18 protein-coding genes and 1 pseudogene are annotated in these 18,869 nt (G+C 71.3%); 1 reads left to right on the top strand and 18 read right to left on the bottom strand.

Annotated elements, in window-relative coordinates; translation table 11 throughout:
* Positions 1-178: 178 nt before the first annotated feature.
* From ACFWA7_RS18285 to proS, 16 genes and pseudogenes are all read right to left on the bottom strand, one after another.
* Positions 179-955 (bottom strand): annotated as a pseudogene (locus ACFWA7_RS18285) (DNA-processing protein DprA); the annotation flags it as partial.
* A gap of 242 nt (positions 956-1,197) precedes the next feature.
* Entirely contained in the window at positions 1,198-2,814 is a 1,617-nt protein-coding gene (locus ACFWA7_RS18280; protein ID WP_385823852.1) for a YifB family Mg chelatase-like AAA ATPase, read from the bottom strand.
* Positions 2,815-3,177, bottom strand: a complete 363-nt coding sequence (locus ACFWA7_RS18275; RefSeq protein ID WP_385546385.1) for a YraN family protein — start codon at positions 3,175-3,177, stop codon at positions 2,815-2,817.
* Positions 3,178-3,357: 180 nt separating this feature from the next.
* On the bottom strand, positions 3,358-3,666 hold the full coding sequence (locus ACFWA7_RS18270) for a DUF2469 domain-containing protein (protein WP_003965949.1): 309 nt from the start codon (positions 3,664-3,666) through the stop codon (positions 3,358-3,360).
* A 13-nt stretch (positions 3,667-3,679) separates the two neighbouring features.
* On the bottom strand, positions 3,680-4,240 hold the full coding sequence (locus ACFWA7_RS18265) for an NUDIX hydrolase (protein WP_385546391.1): 561 nt from the start codon (positions 4,238-4,240) through the stop codon (positions 3,680-3,682).
* Between the two features lies 1 nt (position 4,241).
* Complete coding sequence (lepB, locus tag ACFWA7_RS18260; RefSeq protein ID WP_385546394.1) at positions 4,242-4,988, bottom strand: signal peptidase I; 747 nt, start codon at positions 4,986-4,988, stop codon at positions 4,242-4,244.
* A gap of 92 nt (positions 4,989-5,080) precedes the next feature.
* The gene (gene lepB, locus ACFWA7_RS18255; RefSeq protein WP_385823865.1) at positions 5,081-5,785 is read right to left on the bottom strand and encodes a signal peptidase I; all 705 of its coding nucleotides are present in this window, start codon (positions 5,783-5,785) and stop codon (positions 5,081-5,083) included.
* A 115-nt stretch (positions 5,786-5,900) separates the two neighbouring features.
* On the bottom strand, positions 5,901-7,250 hold the full coding sequence (lepB, locus tag ACFWA7_RS18250; RefSeq protein ID WP_385823850.1) for a signal peptidase I: 1,350 nt from the start codon (positions 7,248-7,250) through the stop codon (positions 5,901-5,903).
* Positions 7,243-8,019 (bottom strand): signal peptidase I, encoded by a 777-nt coding sequence (gene lepB, locus ACFWA7_RS18245; RefSeq protein WP_385823848.1) that lies wholly within the window; start codon positions 8,017-8,019, stop codon positions 7,243-7,245. Before lepB (ACFWA7_RS18245) ends, lepB (ACFWA7_RS18250) begins: the two co-directional genes overlap by 8 nt.
* Positions 8,020-8,097: 78 nt before the next feature.
* Positions 8,098-8,448, bottom strand: a complete 351-nt coding sequence (gene rplS / locus ACFWA7_RS18240; RefSeq protein WP_385546403.1) for a 50S ribosomal protein L19 — start codon at positions 8,446-8,448, stop codon at positions 8,098-8,100.
* A 164-nt stretch (positions 8,449-8,612) separates the two neighbouring features.
* Positions 8,613-9,434: a tRNA (guanosine(37)-N1)-methyltransferase TrmD gene (gene trmD / locus ACFWA7_RS18235; protein WP_385823845.1), complete on the bottom strand. Its 822-nt coding sequence runs from the start codon at positions 9,432-9,434 to the stop codon at positions 8,613-8,615.
* Positions 9,434-10,009 (bottom strand): ribosome maturation factor RimM, encoded by a 576-nt coding sequence (rimM, locus tag ACFWA7_RS18230; protein WP_385546409.1) that lies wholly within the window; start codon positions 10,007-10,009, stop codon positions 9,434-9,436. The genes trmD and rimM overlap by 1 nt, the downstream gene beginning before the upstream one ends.
* A 150-nt stretch (positions 10,010-10,159) precedes the next feature.
* Complete coding sequence (locus tag ACFWA7_RS18225; protein ID WP_361391908.1) at positions 10,160-10,399, bottom strand: RNA-binding protein; 240 nt, start codon at positions 10,397-10,399, stop codon at positions 10,160-10,162.
* A 2-nt stretch (positions 10,400-10,401) separates the two neighbouring features.
* Positions 10,402-10,842, bottom strand: coding sequence for a 30S ribosomal protein S16 (rpsP, locus tag ACFWA7_RS18220; RefSeq protein WP_266984282.1), 441 nt, complete (start codon positions 10,840-10,842; stop codon positions 10,402-10,404).
* Positions 10,843-11,095: 253 nt separating this feature from the next.
* Positions 11,096-11,689 carry a hypothetical protein gene (locus ACFWA7_RS18215; protein ID WP_101390352.1) on the bottom strand — a complete coding sequence of 198 codons (594 nt, stop codon included), beginning with the start codon at positions 11,687-11,689 and terminating at the stop codon, positions 11,096-11,098.
* 260 nt (positions 11,690-11,949) lie between these two features.
* Positions 11,950-13,362, bottom strand: coding sequence for a proline--tRNA ligase (gene proS / locus ACFWA7_RS18210; RefSeq protein ID WP_385546415.1), 1,413 nt, complete (start codon positions 13,360-13,362; stop codon positions 11,950-11,952).
* Between the two features lie 165 nt (positions 13,363-13,527).
* On the opposite strand from proS, the gene ACFWA7_RS18205 reads away from it, so the two are divergent.
* On the top strand, positions 13,528-14,370 hold the full coding sequence (locus ACFWA7_RS18205; RefSeq protein ID WP_385823843.1) for a methyltransferase domain-containing protein: 843 nt from the start codon (positions 13,528-13,530) through the stop codon (positions 14,368-14,370).
* A 60-nt stretch (positions 14,371-14,430) separates the two neighbouring features.
* Here ACFWA7_RS18205 and ftsH read toward each other — a convergent pair whose 3' ends face one another.
* Entirely contained in the window at positions 14,431-16,347 is a 1,917-nt protein-coding gene (gene ftsH, locus ACFWA7_RS18200) for an ATP-dependent zinc metalloprotease FtsH (protein ID WP_385546421.1), read from the bottom strand.
* A 197-nt stretch (positions 16,348-16,544) separates the two neighbouring features.
* A complete protein-coding gene (ffh, locus tag ACFWA7_RS18195) occupies positions 16,545-18,086 on the bottom strand; it encodes a signal recognition particle protein (RefSeq protein ID WP_385546426.1) in 1,542 nt (513 codons plus the stop codon).
* Between the last annotated feature and the right edge of the window lie 783 nt (positions 18,087-18,869).

The following is an 18,869-nucleotide window of genomic DNA, read 5'->3' as shown; positions in this document are numbered from 1 at the left end:
TCATCACGCCTCCAGCTCCCCCGCATCAGCCTATGCCCGATGCCCCAGCCATACACCTTCACTCGAATCGGTGATCGCACCACACCTGTCGTGATGGCTAGGCTGCACCTCATCCGCGCTGAGCTGCACCGATGCGAGACTCTCGCCGCCCCAACAGCCGGACCCCCAGAGAAGGTCGGATCACGCGGTTGCGCTGGACGAACCGGCTGGGGGTTGGGTGGTCGCCGGGTGGCAACTCAGCGACGAGTACGCCCTGTTCGGCGATGCGGCGGATCAACCCGGCGTGGGCGCGCGGGTAGACGACGTCGACCCCGCTGGCGAGGACGGCGATGGTGGCGCCTCCTGCCGCGAGGGCGCCGCGATGGGCGGCGCCGTCCACGCCGGCGGCGGCGCCGGAGACGACCACCCAGCCTTTTTCGGCGAGCCCGGCGCCGAGTGTGGCACCCATGTGGGCGCCATAGGGCGTACAGGCTCGGGCGCCGACCACGGCGACGGACCTCAGTGCCCATATCCGCAGGTCGGCCGGGCCTCGCAGCCAGAGCCCGACCGGGCGGGCGTCGCCCAGGTCGTCGAGCTGTCCTGGCCATTCGTGGTCTCCGGGGCAGACGAACCGCCCGCCGAGCGCGGCCAGCGTGTCCAGATCCCGCTCGGGCTCGGCGCCCGCCGCGCGTCTGCGGTACCCGGCGAGCCGCGCGGCGCTCACTCCGGTGAGCGGGCCTTCGGCATCCTCGGGCGAGGTGAGGCGCCGCATCAGCTCCACCGCCCCGTACGTACGCAGCCATCGGCCGCCCCGCTCGTCCCCCGGCTCGATGACCCTGGTCAGCGCGGCCCGCGCCAGCCGCTCACGGTCGTCGCCGTCGGGGCAGCCCCGGGCCTGGCCGCCCTCGCCCTCGCCCTCGCCCGCGCCCGCGCCCGCGCCGACACTGCCACCATCGCCGCCAACGCCACCGGCCAGCCCCTTCCCGACCAAGCGCTCCTCGCCGACCGGCCCAGCAGCCGCCCCGGTGGGCAGTCCCCCTGCTCGGCCGGGAAGTGGGCCGGGGACGAACCCGGAGCCGGACAGGGCCCCAACGCCATGAGCGGGTCCGGAACCGGGGCCAGGCCCGGGGCCAGCAACAGCCCCGGAACCGGATCCCTCCCCGGCCCCCGAGCCACGGCCAAGCCCATCCCCATCCCCAGGCGCAGCCGCAGCCGCCCTCACCCCGCACCCCCCACCGGCAGCGGCGCACCCCTGGAGATGCCCGTTCTGAGCTCCAGGGCGAGGCCGATGTGGGTCTCGTCCGGGCGGTCGTCGCCGCAGAGGTCGGTGAGGGTCCAGGCGACGCGTAGGACGCGGTCGAGGCCTCTGGCGGTCAGCAGGCCGCGTTCCATGTCCCGTTCGGCCGCGGCGAGGGCTCCGGGGGCCGTGACCCAGCGGGTGCGCAGCTCGTGTCCGGGGACTTCACTGTTGGTGGTCCAGGGCGTGCCCTGGAGGCGGGCGGCGGCCCGTTTCCTGGCGGCCAGGACGCGTTCGGCGACCATCGCCGTGGTTTCGCCGCGTCCGCCTTGGGCGAGCAGGTCCTCGCGCCGGACCGGCTCGGCCTCCACGCGTAGGTCGACGCGGTCGAGGAGCGGTCCGGAGAGCCTGGCCTGGTAGCGGCGGATGACGGACGGGGGGCATTCGCAGCCCGCGCCGTGCAGCGTGTGGCGGCCGCAGGGGCAGGGGTTGGCGGCGAGGATCATGAGGAAGCGGGCGGGGAGGCGGACGACGCCCGCGCTGCGGGCGACGACGACGTGTCCGGCTTCCAGGGGCTGGCGCAGCGAGTCGAGGGTCTTGCCGCTGAACTCGGGGGCCTCGTCGAGGAACAGGACGCCCCGGTGGGCGAGGGAGACGGCTCCGGGCCGTGGCAGGCCGTTGCCTCCGCCGATGAGGGACTGCATGGTCGCCGAGTGGTGGGGTGCGCAGTAGGGGGCTTTGTGGACGAGGGGTTTGCCGGGGGGCAGGATTCCGGCGACCGAGTGGATCGCGGTGACTTCGAGGGATTCCTGGCGGGTGAGTGGCGGCAGGATGCCGGGGAGCCGTTCGGCCAGCATGGTTTTGCCGACGCCGGGCGGTCCGTACAGCATCAGGTGGTGGCCGCCGGCCGCGGCGACTTCCAGGGCAATGCGGGCGGTGCGCTGACCGGCGACGTCGGCGAGGTCGGGCTGGCTGCTGTCGGCGTCGATGGACAGGCCGGTGCCTACTCCGGCGCCGGGGACGACGAGTCCGGCGAGCATGGCGTCGGGTCTGCCCTGCTGGTCGGGTTCCTCCTCGGGCACGGGTTCGTCGGTGAGGATGGCGATGAGCTGGCGCAGGCTCCGTACGCCGAGGACGGAGATGCCGGGGACCAGGGACGCTTCGGCCGCGGTCTGTTCGGGGACGACGACCTGTTCGTATCCGGCCTCTGCGGCGGCGAGGACGGCGGGCAGGATGCCGCGCACGGGGCGCACCCGGCCGTCGAGGCCGAGTTCGCCGATCATCACGAGGTCGGCGAGTTCTCTGGGGTCGATGCGCTCGGCGGCGCCGAGGACCGCGCAGGCCACGGCGAGGTCGAAGCCGCTGCCGCCCTTGGGGACGGAGGCGGGGCTGAGGCCGACGGTGAGTTTCTTCTGGGGCCAGTCGCCGCCGGAGTTGACGACGGCGGCTCTGACACGGTCGCGGCTTTCGCTGAGGCTCTTGTCGGGCAGGCCGACGAGGGTGAAGGCGGCGACGCCTGGTTCCAGGTCTGCCTGGACTTCCACGACGACGCCCTCGACGCCGACGAGCGCCACGGAGCAGGTGCGGGCGAATCCCATCTACGCCACCCCCCGCACGTGTTCGGCGCGGGGGGCGCCGCGCTGGGGCAGGACGACGCCGACGAGGTCGATGCGGACGCCGCCGGGTGGTGGTCCTCCGTGGTCGGCCAGCCATCGCTCGGCGAGGTGTCTGAGCCGCTCGGCCTTGGCGGGGGTGACGGCCGCCATGGGGTGTTCGTACGGGCCCGCTCTGCGTGTCTTGACCTCGCAGACCACCAGCACGTCGCCGTCACGGGCGACGATGTCGATCTCTCCGGTCCTGCCGCTCCGCCAGTTGCGGGCGACCACTGTCATTCCGGCGTCGGCCAGCAGTCTGGCCGCCACGTCTTCGCCGTACTGCCCGAGTGCTCCTCGTGCGTTCATTTCGGCACCACCTCCGGCACCGACTGTCACGCACCCGCCGCCATCGAGTGGATCTTGGTGGACAGCCGGGCCATTGTGGATAACCCGGTCACCCGCACGGTGGACGCGGCGAAATGGGTGGACGCCCCGAACGCCGCAGAGGCCGTGAACACCGCGAGCGCCGTGGACGCGGAGATCAGATCAGCCCCCCGGGAGCTCCAGGTCGCTCTTGTTGAGCTCCTCGATGTTCACGTCCTTGAATGTCAGGACGCGGACCTGCTTGACGAACCGGGCCGGCCTGTACATGTCCCAGACCCAGGCATCCGCCATCGACACCTCGAAGAACACCTCACCCTGGACCGAGTGCACCTGCATCTCGTAGTCGTTGGTGAGGTAGAAACGCCGCTCGGTCTCGATCACGTATTTGAACAGACCGACGACGTCGCGGTACTCCCGGTAGAGCTTCAGCTCCATCTCGGTCTCGTACTTTTCGAGGTCCTCGGCGCTCATGGCATGTTCCCCTTCAGCCGTGCGTCCCCCTATTGTGCGTCAGCCCCCCGGACCCCTGGACGATTTCCGGAGCCAGGACCACCGGCGCACCCGGAGGACCTTCGTCGAGCAGCGTGCGCAGCAGTTCGGCGAGTCTGGTCGGGTACACCGTCTCACGGGCCGCCGACAGTTCGGCGGAGGTCCACCACCTCAGCCCCGTGGTACTGCGTCGTTCCAGCTCGGTGAGGGCGGTCGGCGCGGCCTCGGTCTGGGCGGTACGGGCAAGGAAGTACCACTCGTCCTGGTCCCAGCGGCGGCCGTCGAAGGGGAACGAGCACCTCCGGCGCCACAGCACCGGCCCCAGCTGCACGTCCGTGATTCCCGTCTCCTCGGCCAGCTCGCGCAGCGCCGCCTCGGCCCGGGTCTCGTCGCCCTCCAGGCCGCCGCCGGGGGTAAACCACCAGGTGTCGTCGGGATTGTCCGGTTCGTATCCGTGCATCAGCAGAATGCGGTCCTGCGGATCGAGCAGCACGACCCGGGCCACCTTGCGAAACCCCGCCGACTCGTCGCCGGGCTGCCCACCGGCCCCGCCCACCTCACTGCCCCCCGACCGGCACCTTGCGCCCCGCCGCCCCGCGCCGGCCAAGGCGTCGCGCCAGCGGTCCGTAGGCCGCGCCGACCACGATCAGGGCGGCTCCGGCGACCACCGCGCCCACGACCAGCGTGAGCGGGCCGGGCTGGGAGATGCCGCCCGGAAACGCCTTGAAGCCCGTCGGACGCTTCAGCATGCCGTCCAGCGGCCACGCCACGGCGTCCACGCGCGCGCTGACGGCCGAGCGCGGCACCGAACCGTTCGCCGCGTCCTCCAGGTGCACCCGGGAGTCCAGCGAGACGTCGCGCTCGTCGCCGAGGAGGAAGAGCTGGTCCTTGGGGACGGTGGCGCTGAACTTGGTCGTGGAGGGGGCCGTGTTGTGCAGATACGGTTCGTCGACCGCCTGGCCGTTGACGGTCAGCTTGCCGCCCTGGTCGCAGCACTTGACGGTGTCGCCGCCGATGCCGACGACGCGCTTGACCATGGGGACGTCGCCCCAGACCTTGTCCTTGAAGATCACCACATCGCCGCGCTTGACGTCAGCGCCGTCGATGCGCTGGGCGAGGACCCGGTCGCCCGCCTTGACCGTCGGGTTCATGGACTGGGTCGGCACCGTGTACGGCTTGTACTCGACGGCGCCCCAGGCGAACCCGCCGAGGAAGAGCACACAGCCGACGGCCACGGCCAGTCCCGACAGCAGATTGCCGAGACCCCGGCCGCGGCCGTCGTCCGTACGTCCTGTTCCGCTCATCCCAGTGCTCCTCCCCCGGTCGCCCGCGTCCTGCGCGGGCCCCGGAGATCGACGATCCGGGACGGCACCCTACCCGGCGGTATCCCGCGCGGTCAGCCCTTCCGGGTGAGGTCGGTGCCCTCGATCGCGTCACTCGGCCGGGTGAGCCGGCGGCGGCGCCACAGCACGAGCGGCACCGCGCCCGCGAGCCCTGCGGCCACCGGGGCCGCCGAGCCCATGCCGTTGAGGCCCTTCTGGTCGAAGGTGCCCGGGATGCCGAGCCAGTCGAGGCGGTTGAGCGGCCACGCGATGGTGAACGCGCGGCCCACGACCTTGTCGTCGGAGACGGTGCCGCCGCCCGGCAGCTCCTGGTGGTAGCGGGAGTCCAGCGAGTTCTGGCGGTGGTCGCCCATCACCCAGATCCGGCCCTTGGGGACCTTGATCGGGCCGAACGGCATATCGTCGCAGGCGCTGTCGCCGGGGAAGATGTACGGCTCGTTCAAGGCGTGGCCGTTGACCTTGACCGGGCCGCCCTTCTTGCACTCCACGGTGTCGCCGCCGGTCGCGATGACCCGCTTGATCAGATCCTTCTCCTCGGCGGACGGCATCAGGCCGATGAAGCTGAGGAACTTCTGCGCCACGTTGGGCTCGGCCGGCTTCTGGTCCTCCAGCCAGCCGCCCGGGTCGTGGAAGACGACGACCTCGCCGCGCTCGGGCGTGGAGCCGAACCACGGCGTCAGCTTGTCGACCAGGACGCGGTCACCGCGCTGGAGGGTGTCCTGCATCGAGTCCGAGGGGATCGAGAACGCCTGCACCAGGAACGTCTTGATCAGCAGCGCGAGGATCAGCGCGATGCCGATGAGCAGCGGCAGCTCCTTCCAGAAGGAGCGCTGCTTCCTGGGGATGGGGTCCGAGCCGCCGCCCGGCTCGCCGTCACCTCCCGAGCCGCCGTCGGCGGTGCCGCCACCACCGCTGGCGGCCTGAGCCTGTGCGGGAGAGTCGGCGTGCCGGTCCGGCCGCTCCTCGGGCTCGTCGTGTCCGGATCGTGCGCCGACCGCCAAATCCCCCACATCCACTCCTCACTCCGTGCCACCGCCCGCGCCGTGCCAGGCGCAGGCCCACCACTCCCATAACGAGCGGGAGTTCCGCAGGGCTCGGGGGCGGGATTGCTTCGTTCGATTTCGGGTCATCCGATATCGATTTATTTACTGCTACTTCACGTGATCTCCCGGGATCCGCAGCCGGATCCCGGGAGGACACCCTATGCGACGCACCGAGCGCGTTGTCCGACCTGCCGGGCGCGTCCGGCACCGAGCCGAATGTCGCTGGCTCCTCCAGCCACTTCCAGCGGTCGAAGGGCCAGCCGATGACGACGGCCCGCCCGATGACCCCGCCCTCGGAGACGGTCCCGTGGTACGCCTCGTTGAGGTGGAAGCGGGAATCGGCCGAATTCGAGCGGTGGTCGCCCATCATGAACAGCCGTCCCTCGGGCACCTTCACCTCGAAGTTGATCTCCGAGGGCGGGTTGCCCGGGTTCACATAGGGCTCGTCCAGGGGTACGCCGTTGACGGTGACCTTGCCGTTGGCGTCGCAGCACTTGACGGTGTCGCCGCCGACCGCGATGACCCGCTTGATGAGGTCCTGCTCGTTGTCGGAGGGCAGCAGCCCGATGAAGGTGAGGGCCTGCTTGACCTGTTTGACGACCACCGGGTCGCTGCCGCCGGTCGTCTTCTTCTCGTCCTTGAGCCAGCCGCCGGGGTCCTCGAAGACCACCACGTCGCCGCGCTGCGGCTTCGAGCCGAACCAGGGCGTGAGCTTGTCGACGAGCACCCGGTCGCCGATGGTGATCGTCTGCTGCATCGAGCCGGACGGGATCACGAAGGCCTGGACGAGGAACGTCTTCAGTACGAGGGCGATGAGCACCGCCACCCCGACGAGCAGGGGTATCTCCTTCACCGCGGACCTGCGTCGGCGGCGCTTCACCTTCCGGGCGAGCCTGCGCCGGTCGGCCCGGCCCTGCTGGGCCCGGCGGCCGGGCCGGCGCCCGGCGCCGGCTGCTGCCTCCGCGGGAGGCGAGGTGGGCCCGGAGCGTCCCGAAGGGCCGTCGGGGCCGGCCGGTTCGGCCGTGGGCGCCTCGGAAGCCGCGAACGCGCCGGGCTGCGGGGCGGGCCGGGCGGCCGCTCCCCGCGTCGCCGCACGCGACGTCGGCCGGGTGCCGGTGGGCAGCAGCGGCTGCTCGTCGGCCGGGCGGGGCGCCGAGCGCGGGCGTCCGCGGTTACCCATGGGCGCCGCCCGGTGCGGGCACGCGCGCGAAGGCGCCGGAGCCGCCGATCCCCGACCAGCGGCCGAAGGGCCAGCCGATCCAGTCGGCCCGCCCCACCACGTGGTCCACGGGCACCATGCCGCCGCCCGGGGAGCCGAGGTGGTCGCGGGAGTCGCTGGAGTGCGAGCGGTGGTCGCCCAGGACGAAGAGGGTGCCGTCGGGCACCACGATGTCGAACGGCACCTCGGAGGGGGTGTCGCCCGGGTGCACGTACTCCTCGGTCACCGGTGTTCCGTTCACCTGGACCCTCCCGCCCTTGTCGCAGCACACGATCCGGTCGCCGCCGATGCCGACGACCCGTTTCACGTAGACGTTCCCGGCGGACTCCGTCAGCCCCAGGGCCGCAACGGCTGAACGAAGGGCCCTGCCCACCGGGTTCCCCTCGGGCGCCTCGTCCGTGAAAGAGCCCCGGCCGTCGAAGACGACGACGTCACCGCGGGCCGGATGGCTGCCGAAGCGGTACGCCAGCTTGTTGACCAGGACCCGGTCGCCCACTTTCAGGGTGGGTTCCATGGAGCCGCTGGGAATCAGGAAGGGCTGCAGGACGAAGTGGCTGAGCAGCAGCAGGAAGAGCAGGCACACCACGAACAGGGCCGCGGTCTTGCGCCAGGGCCCTTCCAGGTGGGCGGCGACGGCGGTAAAACGCGCGGAGCGCGACCCCCGCTCCGGCCGCCCCGGCTGGGGGGTGGAGGGGAGGTCGCGCTCCGTGTGCTGTGCTTCGGTGTCCATCGGGGGCAGAGCCTATCCGCCCGTCCTGTGGAACCGTGCGCGAGTGTGGTGGGCCGCAGCTCACCGCCGAGCCGGAGCTCAGTTGTCGCGCTTCTCCTTGATCTTCGCGGCCTTGCCGCGGAGCTCGCGCAGGAAGTACAGCTTCGCGCGGCGGACGTCACCACGGGTGACGAGCTCGATCTTCTCGAAGATCGGGGAGTTCACCGGGAAGGTGCGCTCGACGCCGACGGAGAAGGAGACCTTGCGGACCGTGAAGGTCTCGGAGACGCCGGCGCCCTGGCGGCGGATGACAACGCCCTTGAACTGCTGGATACGGGAGCGGTTGCCCTCGATCACGCGCACGTGGACGTTGACGGTGTCACCCGGGCGGAAGGCCGGGACGTCGCTGCGGATCGCCGCGGCGTTGACGGAGTCGAGCAGGCTGGCCATGTTCTTCTGCTTCCTCGCCGATGCCACAGGTCATCAGCGGAATATCGTGATGGGGTTCAGGATGCCGTTCGCACCGGACAGCCGTGGGGCGACTCCCGCGTGCGCGGGGAACGCTTTGCCCTTCCCCCTGTGGCAGGGGCGTGGGCCGGGCGTACAGCAGCGGCTTATTCTTCCACGTCCTGGGGCCTGCGCCAAAATCGGCCGCCGGGCTCCGGTGCCCAGCCGAGGATGGACAGCACCTCGCGGTCCTTCTTGTCGAAGGCGGCGGGGTCGCAGCGCTCGATCAGATCGGGACGGTTCAGGGCGGTACGGCGGAACGCCTCGTCCCGCCGCCAGCGGGCGATCTTGCCGTGGTGCCCGCTGAGCAGGACGTCGGGGATGCCGTGGCCGCGCCACTCGGGGGGCTTGGTGTACACCGGCCCTTCGAGGAGGTTGGCCATGGCGCCGGGGGCGAAGGAGTCGTCGCGGTGGGACTCGGCGTTGCCGAGGACGCCGGGCAGCAGCCGGGCCACGGCCTCGGTGATCACCAGGACGGCGGCCTCCCCGCCCGCGAGGACGTAGTCGCCGATGGACACCTCGTACACCGGTATCCGCGTGGCGTACTCGTCCATGACGCGGCGGTCGATGCCCTCGTAGCGCGCGGGCGTGAAGATCAGCCATGGCTTCTGGGAGAGCTCGACGGCGAGTTCCTGGGTGAAGGGCCGTCCGCTGGGCGTGGGCACGACCATGACGGGGCCGTGCGCCCCCGCCTCGTATCCGTCGGCCAGCGCGTCGTCGAGGCAGGCGCCCCAGGGCTCGGTCTTCATGACCATGCCGGGGCCGCCGCCGTAGGGGGTGTCGTCGACCGTGTTGTGCCGGTCGTAGGTCCACTCCCGCAGGTCGTGTACGTGGACGCCGAGCTGCCCACGCGCGCGTGCCTTGCCGACGAGGGAGACGTTCAGGGGCTCCAGGTACTCGGGGAAGATCGTGACGACGTCGAGGCGCATCAGTTCTCGCCCCGGCTGTCCTCGGCGCCGCTCTCGTCCTCGTCGCGCGCGGAGGCGATCTCGGCCTGGTCGTCGATCAGGCCGGGCGGCGGGTCGATGACTGCGCGCTGCTCGTCCAGGTCGATCTCGGTGACGATCTCCCCGACGAAGGGGATCATGACCTCGGTGCCGTCGGGCCGCTCGACGATGAAGAGGTCCTGGGACGGCAGGTGCGAGATCTCGGTGATCCGGCCGACCTCGGTGCCGTCGGTGAGGACCACGTCGAGGTCGATGAGCTGGTGGTCGTAGTACTCGTCGTCCTCTTCGGGGCGCTCGTCCGGGTTCACGTCGGCGATGAGCAGGGTGTTGCGCAGGGCCTCGGCGGCGGTCCGGTCGCGTACGCCCTCGAAGCGCAGCAGCAGACGGCCGCTGTGGACGCGGCCGGTCTCGATGGTGAGCGGCCCGGTGGAGGCCGGGTCGGTGGCCAGTACGGCGCCGGGGCCGAGCCGCAGCTCCGGCTCGTCGGTGCGCACCTCGACGGTGACCTCGCCCTTGATGCCGTGGGCGCGGCCGATCCGCGCGACTACCAGCTGCACGTCGTTCAACTTTCCTGTCGGGGCCTGCGGCTTCTCGGTGGCTACGGCTTCACAGGCGGCTGCGGGGGCTCCGCAGACGACTGCGGGCCGGGGCGGGCGCTATGGCCCTCCCCGGCCCGAGCCGGCGCATCCGGTAAAACAACCAACTTGTCAGTGGACCTGGTCCACGTCGACGAGGTCGACGCGGATACCACGGCCACCGATGGCGCCCACGACGGTACGCAGGGCGCGGGCGGTGCGGCCGTTGCGGCCGATCACCTTGCCGAGGTCTTCGGGGTGGACCCGGACCTCCAGCACGCGCCCCCGGCGCAGGGTGCGCGAGGCGACCTGCACGTCGTCGGGGTTGTCGACGATGCCTTTCACGAGGTGCTCAAGAGCCTCCTCGAGCATGCTCAGGCCTCGGTCGACTCGGCGGCGTCGGCCGCAGCCTCGTCCGCCTTCTTGTCAGCCTTCTTGGCCTTGGGGGTGATGGCCTCACCCTTGGCGTCGTCGCCCTCGAGAGCCTTGGCGAACTCGTCGAAGGAGCGGCGCTTGCTCTCCTTCGTCTCCGGCTGCAGCAGCGGCGCGGGGGCCGGGAGGCCCTTGTGCGCCTGCCAGTCACCGGTCAGCTTCAGGATGGCGAGCACAGCCTCGGTGGGCTGGGCACCGACGGACAGCCAGTACTGCGCACGCTCGGCGTTGACCTCGATGCGCGACGGGTTGTACGTCGGGTGGTAGATACCGATCTCTTCGATCGCGCGACCGTCACGGCGGGTGCGGGCGTCGGCGACGACGATGCGGTAGTGCGGCTGGCGAATCTTGCCGAGGCGCTTGAGCTTGATCTTGACTGCCACTGGAGTGGTGTCTCCTGGTCTTGACGTGGTTGGGCACAACGGGATGCCACGTGGGGTTGCGGTACTCGGGGTGCCCGATGGACGCGTCAGCCGGAGGCGAGAGGGTTCCTGTGCGGCTGTCGAGTACAGCTAGCCATTGTGCCACATGCCGGGGCCGGGCACGCCGGGGGTCCGTGGGGCACCCCCGGGCGGCGCACCAGCACTGTGTCCGCCTCCCGGCCCGCGCCGCCCCCGTCCGGCGACCGGCCCGGGATCAGCTCGCCGCGGCCACGACCTCGGGGATACGGAAGGGCTTGCCGCAGCCGCCGCAGACGATCGGCGCCTGGGCGAGCACGGACGGGACGACGCGCACGTTGCGGCCGCAGTCGCAGACGGCCTTGACGCGGACGCCGCCGCCGGAGGAGCCGTGCCGTGCCGCCGGGCCCCGGAAGGAGCGCTTGGTGTCGGCGGCGGTGGCCACGGTGTGTGCTTTGAGGGCGCGCTGCAGCCGCTCGATCGTCGGCCGGTAGCGACGCCTCGCCTCGGGGTTCAGCGCGACCAGTGAGAAGCCGCTGCTGGGATGCGGCTCCTCGGGATGGTCGAGGCCGAGCTCCTCGGCGATGGCCAGGAATCTGCGGTTGTGGTACCGCCCGGCCCGGGATGTGTCGCGGACACCCCGGGCGGCGGCAATGCCGTGGACTGCCTCGTGGAGCAGTCGCTCGAAGGAGAGCTCGGCGCCGCAGGCGGACGAGGACTCTCCGATCAGGGACTCGGGCGCGGCAAGGTCAGGCAGCTCGGGGTGGTACCGCTGAATGTCGGCCCACGCCTGCGCCAGCTCTGCGGCGAGAACAGGTGGTGTCGTGCTCACGTCGTGACAACGAGCCGGAGTGCCCCGGTGTTCCTATTCCGGGGCATCCCAAATAATTTGCACGTACCCGTCAGTTGCCGTTGATGCGTCCGGACGAGGGCGGGTGCGCTGATCTGCGGAGAAGCCTCACAGCTCACACCAAGGTAGTACGTAGCGGCGCGTACGCCCCGGCGCGTAGATGATGTCAACACGCCGGGGTTCCAGAAATCAGCCGGTACGCAAGAGGCGTTTTCGGCCGACCGGAACAGGCCGACGACCACTCAGTAGGAGCGGGCGACGATGGCGACCGTACCGGGGGCGTCGTCGGCCTGGGGGACGGACCCGTCCTCGGCGACCAGACACCGTACGGACACGGCCTGCTCGGCGAGCTTGGCCTCGCCCTCGGGGCCGAGGGTCGCCCACGGGATGCGCGCCCAGCCGCCGGCGGTGGCCGCCTCGGCGGCCTCCTCGATGGTGGTGACCTCGCTCGTACGGGACTCGCGGCGCTCGCGGGACTCGCGCAGCAACTGCGCCTGGTCCTCTTCGAGGACCTTGGGCAGCAGTTCGCCGAGCGCGTCGATGGAGACGGGCTCCTTGCCGCCGGGGATGCGGCGGGCCAGCATCGCGGTGCCGGCCTCCAGGTCGCGCGGGCCGATCTCGATGCGGACCGGAACGCCCTTGAGCTCCCAGTCCACCGCGCGGCGGCCGAAGGGGGTGTCCACCCGGTCGTCGACCTGGACGCGGATGCCCAGCGCCTTGAGGCGGTCGCCGAGCTCGCGGACCTTGGCGACGGCCTCGTCGCCCTTGATCGCCATGACGACGACCTGGACGGCGGCGAGCCGCGGCGGCACGCGCAGGCCGTTGTCGTCGCCGTGCGACATGATCAGACCGCCGACCATGCGGGTGGAGACGCCCCACGAGGTCTGCCAGACCAGCTCCTGCTTGCCGTCCTTGGACAGGTACTGGGTGTTGAAGGCCTTGGCGAAGTTGGTGCCCAGCTCGTGGCTGGTGCCCAGCTGGAGGGCCTTGCCGTCGCCCATCATGCCTTCGAGCGTGAGGGTGTTGATGGCGCCGGCGAACCGCTCCTTGGGCGTCTTGCGGCCCAGGACCACGTCGATGCCCAGGACGTTGACCATGAAGTCGGCGTAGACGTCCTTGTGGATGCGCGCCGCGTAGTCGCGGGCGTCCTCGTAGGTGGCGTGCGCGGTGTGGCCCTCCTGCCAGAGGAACTCACTCGTACGGAGGAACACGCGCGGCCGCATCTCCCAACGGACCACGTTGGCCCACTGGTTGATGAGCAGGGGCAGGTCGCGGTAGCTCTGCACCCACTTCGAGAAGTAGTCGTTGATGATCGTCTCGGAGGTGGGGCGCACCACGACGGGCTCTTCGAGCTCCTTGCCGCCACCGTGGGTCACCACCGCGAGCTCGGGCGCGAAGCCCTCGACGTGCTCGGCCTCACGGGTCAGGTAAGACTGGGGGATGAACAGCGGGAAGTACGCGTTCTGGGCGCCCGCGTCCTTGATGCGTGCGTCCATCTCCTGCTGCATCCGCTCCCACAGGCCGTAGCCGTACGGTCGGATCACCATGGTGCCGCGCACCGGACCGTTGTCCGCGAGCTCGGCCTTGTTGATCAGATCCTGGTACCAGCGGGGGAAGTCTTCCGCCTGGGGCGTGAGAACGGGTGCCTTTGCCATGGCGCGAATGGTACGGGCCCGGCGGCCCCGAACGTGAATCGCCCTCCCTCTGGACGCGATGGCGGATGCGGAGTTCCCTGGCATACGGGGGGAGCGCGACCGCACGTCCACGGGGGCTTTCCATCAGCGCACGGCTGACCTCTTCTGCGGATTGGGGCGCTTTCCATGACACCTACGCTCGTCCGGCACCAGTCCCCCTCGGCCTCCGCCGCGCCCGCGCAGGCGTGTGCACGCGCGCGTGACTGGGCGGAGATCCAGGAGCGGATGCTGGTACCGCTCTACGAAGCGGTGTACGAGCGGCTGGAGGTGGGACCCGGCACCCGGCTGCTCGGCCTGGGCTGCGGCTCCGGGCTCGCCCTGTTGATGGCGGCCTCGCGCGGCGCGCGCGTGACGGGTGTCGACACCCGGCCGGAGCGGCTCGCGCTGGCCCGTGGGCGGCTGCTGCCGGAAGGGGTGTGGGGGCGTGCCGGGGACCGCGACGCCCGGGTCCTGGAGGGCGGTCCGCGCGCGGCTGCCGATCCGTCCGGGGCCCGCTACGGCCTGGTGACCGCCTTCGAGCCGGTCGGCTGCGCGGCGGGCGACGCGGACGGTCTCGTCCCGGCCCTGGAGGCCGCGGTGCGGCTCGCCGAGCGCGGCGCCGCGGTGGTGCTGGCCGGCTGGGGTCCGCCGGAGCGGTGTGCCACCTCGGGTGTGCTGCGGGTCGCGGCCCGGCTCGCCGACGCGCCCCGCTGGCGGCCGAGCCTGCGCGACGACCTGGAGGACCTGGCGTCGCGGGCGGGTCTGAGGCCCGACGGGTCGGGGCGGGTGGCGTGCCCGTTCGGCTACGCGGACACGGACAGCGCGGTGCGCGGGCTGCTCTCGACGGGCCTGTTCGACGCGGCGGCCAGGGCCACCGACCAGGTCCAGGTCGAGAAGGAGGTGGCGGAGGCGCTCCATCCGCATCTGCGCCGGGACGGCACGGTGTGGATGGCGAACGTGTTCCGCTACCTGATCGCGCGTACGCCGTAGGGTTCCGGGGCCCGGACTCTTCAACTACGCGCGCGTAGGGGCTCACGGGCCCCGCGCCGCTCAGGACTCCGTCTTCGCCAGGCGCGGGATGCCCGCCGCGCGGTACGCGGCCTCCTCCTCCAGCGTCTCGTTCTGGAGCAGCGCCTCGGCGAGGGCGTCGAGCTTGGGGCGGTGCTCGCGCAGCAGGCGGCACGCGTCGGCGTAGCACTCGTCGACGATGCGGCGCATCTCGGTGGCGATGGTGTCCAGGGTCTCGGGGGCCGCGGCGAGCCCGTACGCCTGCTGGGCGTCGCTCGGCAGGGCGGTGAGGGGGCCGATCTTCTTGCTCATGCCCCAGCGGGCCACCATGCCCCGGGCCAGGTTGGTGACCTGTTCGAGGTCGTTCTCGGCGCCGGTGGTGACCACGTCGAAGACGACGTGCTCGGCCGCCATGCCGCCGAGCGCGCCGATGATGCGGCCGCGCAGATAGTCCTCGGTGTACGCGTACTTGTCGGCGTCCGGGGTGGACAGCGTCACGCCGAGCGCCCGCCCCCGGGGCACGATGGTGATCTTGCGGACGGGGTCGGCGCCGGGCTGGAGCATGCCGAGCAGGGCGTGGCCGCTCTCGTGGTATGCGGTGCGGCGGCGTTCCTCCTCCGGCATCACCAGCGGCCGCTCGGCGCCCAGTTGGACCTTCTCCAGGGCGTCGGAGAGATCCGACTGGGTGACCTCGCTCTGGCGGCGCTTGACGGCGAGCAGGGCCGCCTCGTTGGCCAGGTTGGCGAGTTCGGCGCCGGTCATGCCGGGGGTGGTGCGGGCCATCTGGGCGAGGTCGACGTCGTGGGCCATCGGGATCTCACGGGTGTGGATCTTCAGGATGGATTCGCGGCCGCCCCGGTCGGGCGGGCTGACCTGCACGATCCGGTCGAACCTGCCGGGCCGGGTGAGTGCCGGGTCCAGGACGTCGGCCCGGTTGGTGGCGGCGATGACGACGACGCCCTCGGATCCGGAGAACCCGTCCATCTCGGTGAGGATCTGGTTGAGCGTCTGCTCGCGCTCGTCGTGCCCGCCCATCCCGGCGCCGCCGCCGCGCACCCGGCCGATGGTGTCGATCTCGTCGATGAAGATGATGGCGGGGGCCACCTTCCGTGCCTCGGCGAAGAGTTCGCGTACCCGTGAGGCGCCCACGCCCACGATCATCTCGATGAACTCGGAGGCCGACGCGGAGAAGAACGGCACCCCCGCCTCGCCCGCCACGGCCCGTGCGAGCAGGGTCTTGCCGGTGCCGGGCGGGCCTGCGAGCAGTACGCCGCCGGGCATCCGGGCGCCCATCTTCCGGTACGCGGCGGGGTTCTTGAGGAAGTCCACGACATCGTTGAGTTCGCCCTCGACCTCGTCGATGCCCGCCACGTCCTCGAACGTGGTCCGCTTGTCCTCGGTCAGCTCGACCGGCTTGGGCGGCGCCTTGCGCCCCAGCATCCCGCCGCCGAGACGGGCGCTCATCCGGCGCGCGATGAACAGCCACAGGACGACCAGCAGGAGCATCGGCGCGAGCGAGATCAGCAGGTTGGCCAGGAAGCTGCGGTGTTCGACGACCGGCTGGGCGGTGACCGTGACGCTCTGTCTGGTCAGCTGCGACCACAGGTCGTCGTCGGCGAACGTCGGCCGCTGGGTGGTGAACTTGGTGTACTTGTCGCTGCCCCCGGGCACCGTCTGCGAGCTCTTGAGCTGGCCCTGGATGGCGTCGCCCTTGGAGTAGATCTTCTCCACGTTGCCGGCGGCGACCTGCTTGCTGAACTCGGTGTACGACAGCGTCGGCTCGTTGCCCTCGTCGAAGAACGACAGGATCAGATTGGTGATCAGGTAGACGACGAGCGCGGCGAGGATCAGGCTGCCCCAGCCCCCGGGCATCTTCCGCTTCGGCGGGGGCGGCGGAGGCGCGCCCTCGGAGCGCCACGGCTGGTCGGTGCGATCTCGTGGGGGTACGGGAGTGGGCACGCTGCTCTCCTCTGGCCTGTACGGCGATTATCGGAGAGCGGTCGGAGCGGGGCATTCCGGATGGGCCGAAGGGGCCGTCCGGGGGCCCGCCCCCGGATACGCGCAAGGGCCCGCGGCCTGTACGGCTCGCGGGCCCTTGCGGTGCTGCGTCGAACGTCTCGTACGTACGAAGTACGTAGTACGTACCCGAACGGACGTCAGCCCATGAACTTCTTGAACGCGTCCGGCAGTTCGAAGTCCTCGGGGACCTGCGCGGCGGCGGGCAGGCCCGCGGGGCCCTGCTCGCGGCGCTCGGCGGCCGCCTGCTCCTCGGCCTTGCGCTTCATCGGGTTGCCGCTCTTGCGCTTGCCCTTGGCCTGCTTGACCTGCTTCTTCTGACGGCCGGGGCCGCCACCCATGCCCGGCATCCCCGGCATACCGGGCATCCCGCCGCCCTGGGCCATCCGCGACATCATCTTGCGGGCCTCGAAGAACCGCTCGACCAGGTTCTTGACCGCGCTGACCTCGACGCCGGAGCCCTTGGCGATACGGGCGCGGCGCGAGCCGTTGATGAGGTGCGGGTCCTGGCGCTCGCCCGGGGTCATCGACTTGATGATCGCGGCGGTGCGGTCCACGTCGCGCTCGTCGATGTTGTTGATCTGGTCCTTGATCTGCCCCATGCCCGGGAGCATGCCGAGCAGCTTGGAGATGGAGCCCATCTTGCGGACCTGCTCCATCTGCGCCAGGAAGTCGTCGAGCGTGAAGTCCTGGCCCTTCTTCGACGCCAGCTTGGAGGCCATCTTCTCGGCCTCTTCTTGGCTGAACGTCTTCTCCGCCTGCTCGATCAGGGTGAGCAGGTCACCCATGTCGAGGATGCGCGACGCCATGCGGTCCGGGTGGAACGCGTCGAACTCGTCGAGCTTCTCGCCGTTGGAGGCGAACATGATCTGCTTGCCGGTGACGTGCGCGATGGAGAGCGCGGCGCCGCCCCGGGCGTCGCCGTCGAGCTTGGAGAGCACCACGCCGTCGAAGCCGACGCCGTCACGGAAGGCCTCCGCGGTGTTGACCGCGTCCTGGCCGATCATGGCGTCGACGACGAAGAGGATCTCGTCCGGGCGGACCGCGTCGCGGATGTCCGCGGCCTGCTGCATCATCTCGGAGTCGATGCCGAGGCGGCCGGCGGTGTCGACGACGACCACGTCGTACTGCTTCGACCGGGCGTACTCGATGGAGTCCTGGGCGACCTTGACGGGGTCGCCGACGCCGTTGCCGGGCTCCGGCGCGTAGACCGCGACGCCGGCGCGCCCGGCGACGACGGAGAGCTGGTTGACGGCGTTCGGCCGCTGCAGGTCGCAGGCGACGAGCAGGGGCGCGTGGCCCTGGCCCTTGAGCCACTGGCCGAGCTTTCCGGCGAGGGTGGTCTTACCGGCGCCCTGGAGACCGGCGAGCATGATCACCGTCGGGGCGGTCTTGGCGAACCGCAGCCGGCGGGTCTCACCACCGAGGATGGTGATGAGCTCCTCGTTGACGATCTTGACGACCTGCTGGGCGGGGTTGAGCGCCTGGGAGACCTCGACGCCGGACGCGCGCTCCTTGACCTGCTTGATGAAGGCACGCACGACGGGCAGGGCGACGTCGGCTTCGAGCAGGGCGATACGGATCTCGCGTGCCGTGGCGTCGATGTCCGCCTCGGACAGGCGGCCCTTGCCCCGGAGGTTCTTGAATGTCGCGCTGAGGCGGTCGGAGAGGGTGTCGAACACGGTGGTCGCGGATCCTCGGCTCGTAGGGCGGTCGGGTGAACGCCCCCCAGGGTATCCCGGCGGACGTTTTCCCCACCCCGCCCCGTTCCCTTGACTGTCCGGGGGCGCGCTACTGGGGGCTGCGCCCCGACCCCGGGCGGGGGGCTCCGCGCTCCGCCCCCTGCACCCCAGGCGGGGCCTCCGCCCCCTGCACCCCAGGCGGGGCCTGCGCCCCCTGCACCCGCTTTCGGGGCTCCGCCCCGGACCCCGTTCGTCTGCGGACCGTCTTGGGCTGGTCGCGCAGTTCCCCGCGCCCCTGAAGGGCGGGGCCTGCGCCCCCCTGCCCCGCTCCTCAAGCGCCGGGGGCTGCATGTGCGGGCCCCCCGTTCTTCGCACGCCCGGGGGGCTGCATGTGCGGCCCCCGGTCCTCGCACGCCCGAGGGACGGAATGCGCGGGCCCCGTCCCTCGCACGCCCGAGGGGCTGAAATGTGGCCAGTGCCCGTTCTGCCGTCAGGGGCGCGGGGAACTGCGCGAGCAACCACAGCCGACCCGCAGACAAACACCGGGCCGAAAAAGGGGCGCGGGGAACTGCGCGACCAGCCCCACCGGCCCGCAGACAAACACCGGGCCAAGAAGGGGCGCGGGGAACTGCGCGACCAGCCCCCACCCACCCGCAGGCAAAAAACGAGGCCCCCGGGGCGCAGCCCCGCCCGGGGTCCGGGGCAGTCCCGGGGGCACAGCCCCGCAAGGGGTCCCCGGGGCCTAGCCCCGCCCAGGGGTCCGGGGGCGTAGCCCCCGGGAAA

Source organism: Streptomyces sp. NPDC059994 (assembly GCF_042737755.1).
In the GTDB taxonomy this organism is placed as follows: domain Bacteria; phylum Actinomycetota; class Actinomycetes; order Streptomycetales; family Streptomycetaceae; genus Streptomyces.
This window is presented reverse-complemented; position numbering and strand designations above follow the sequence as displayed.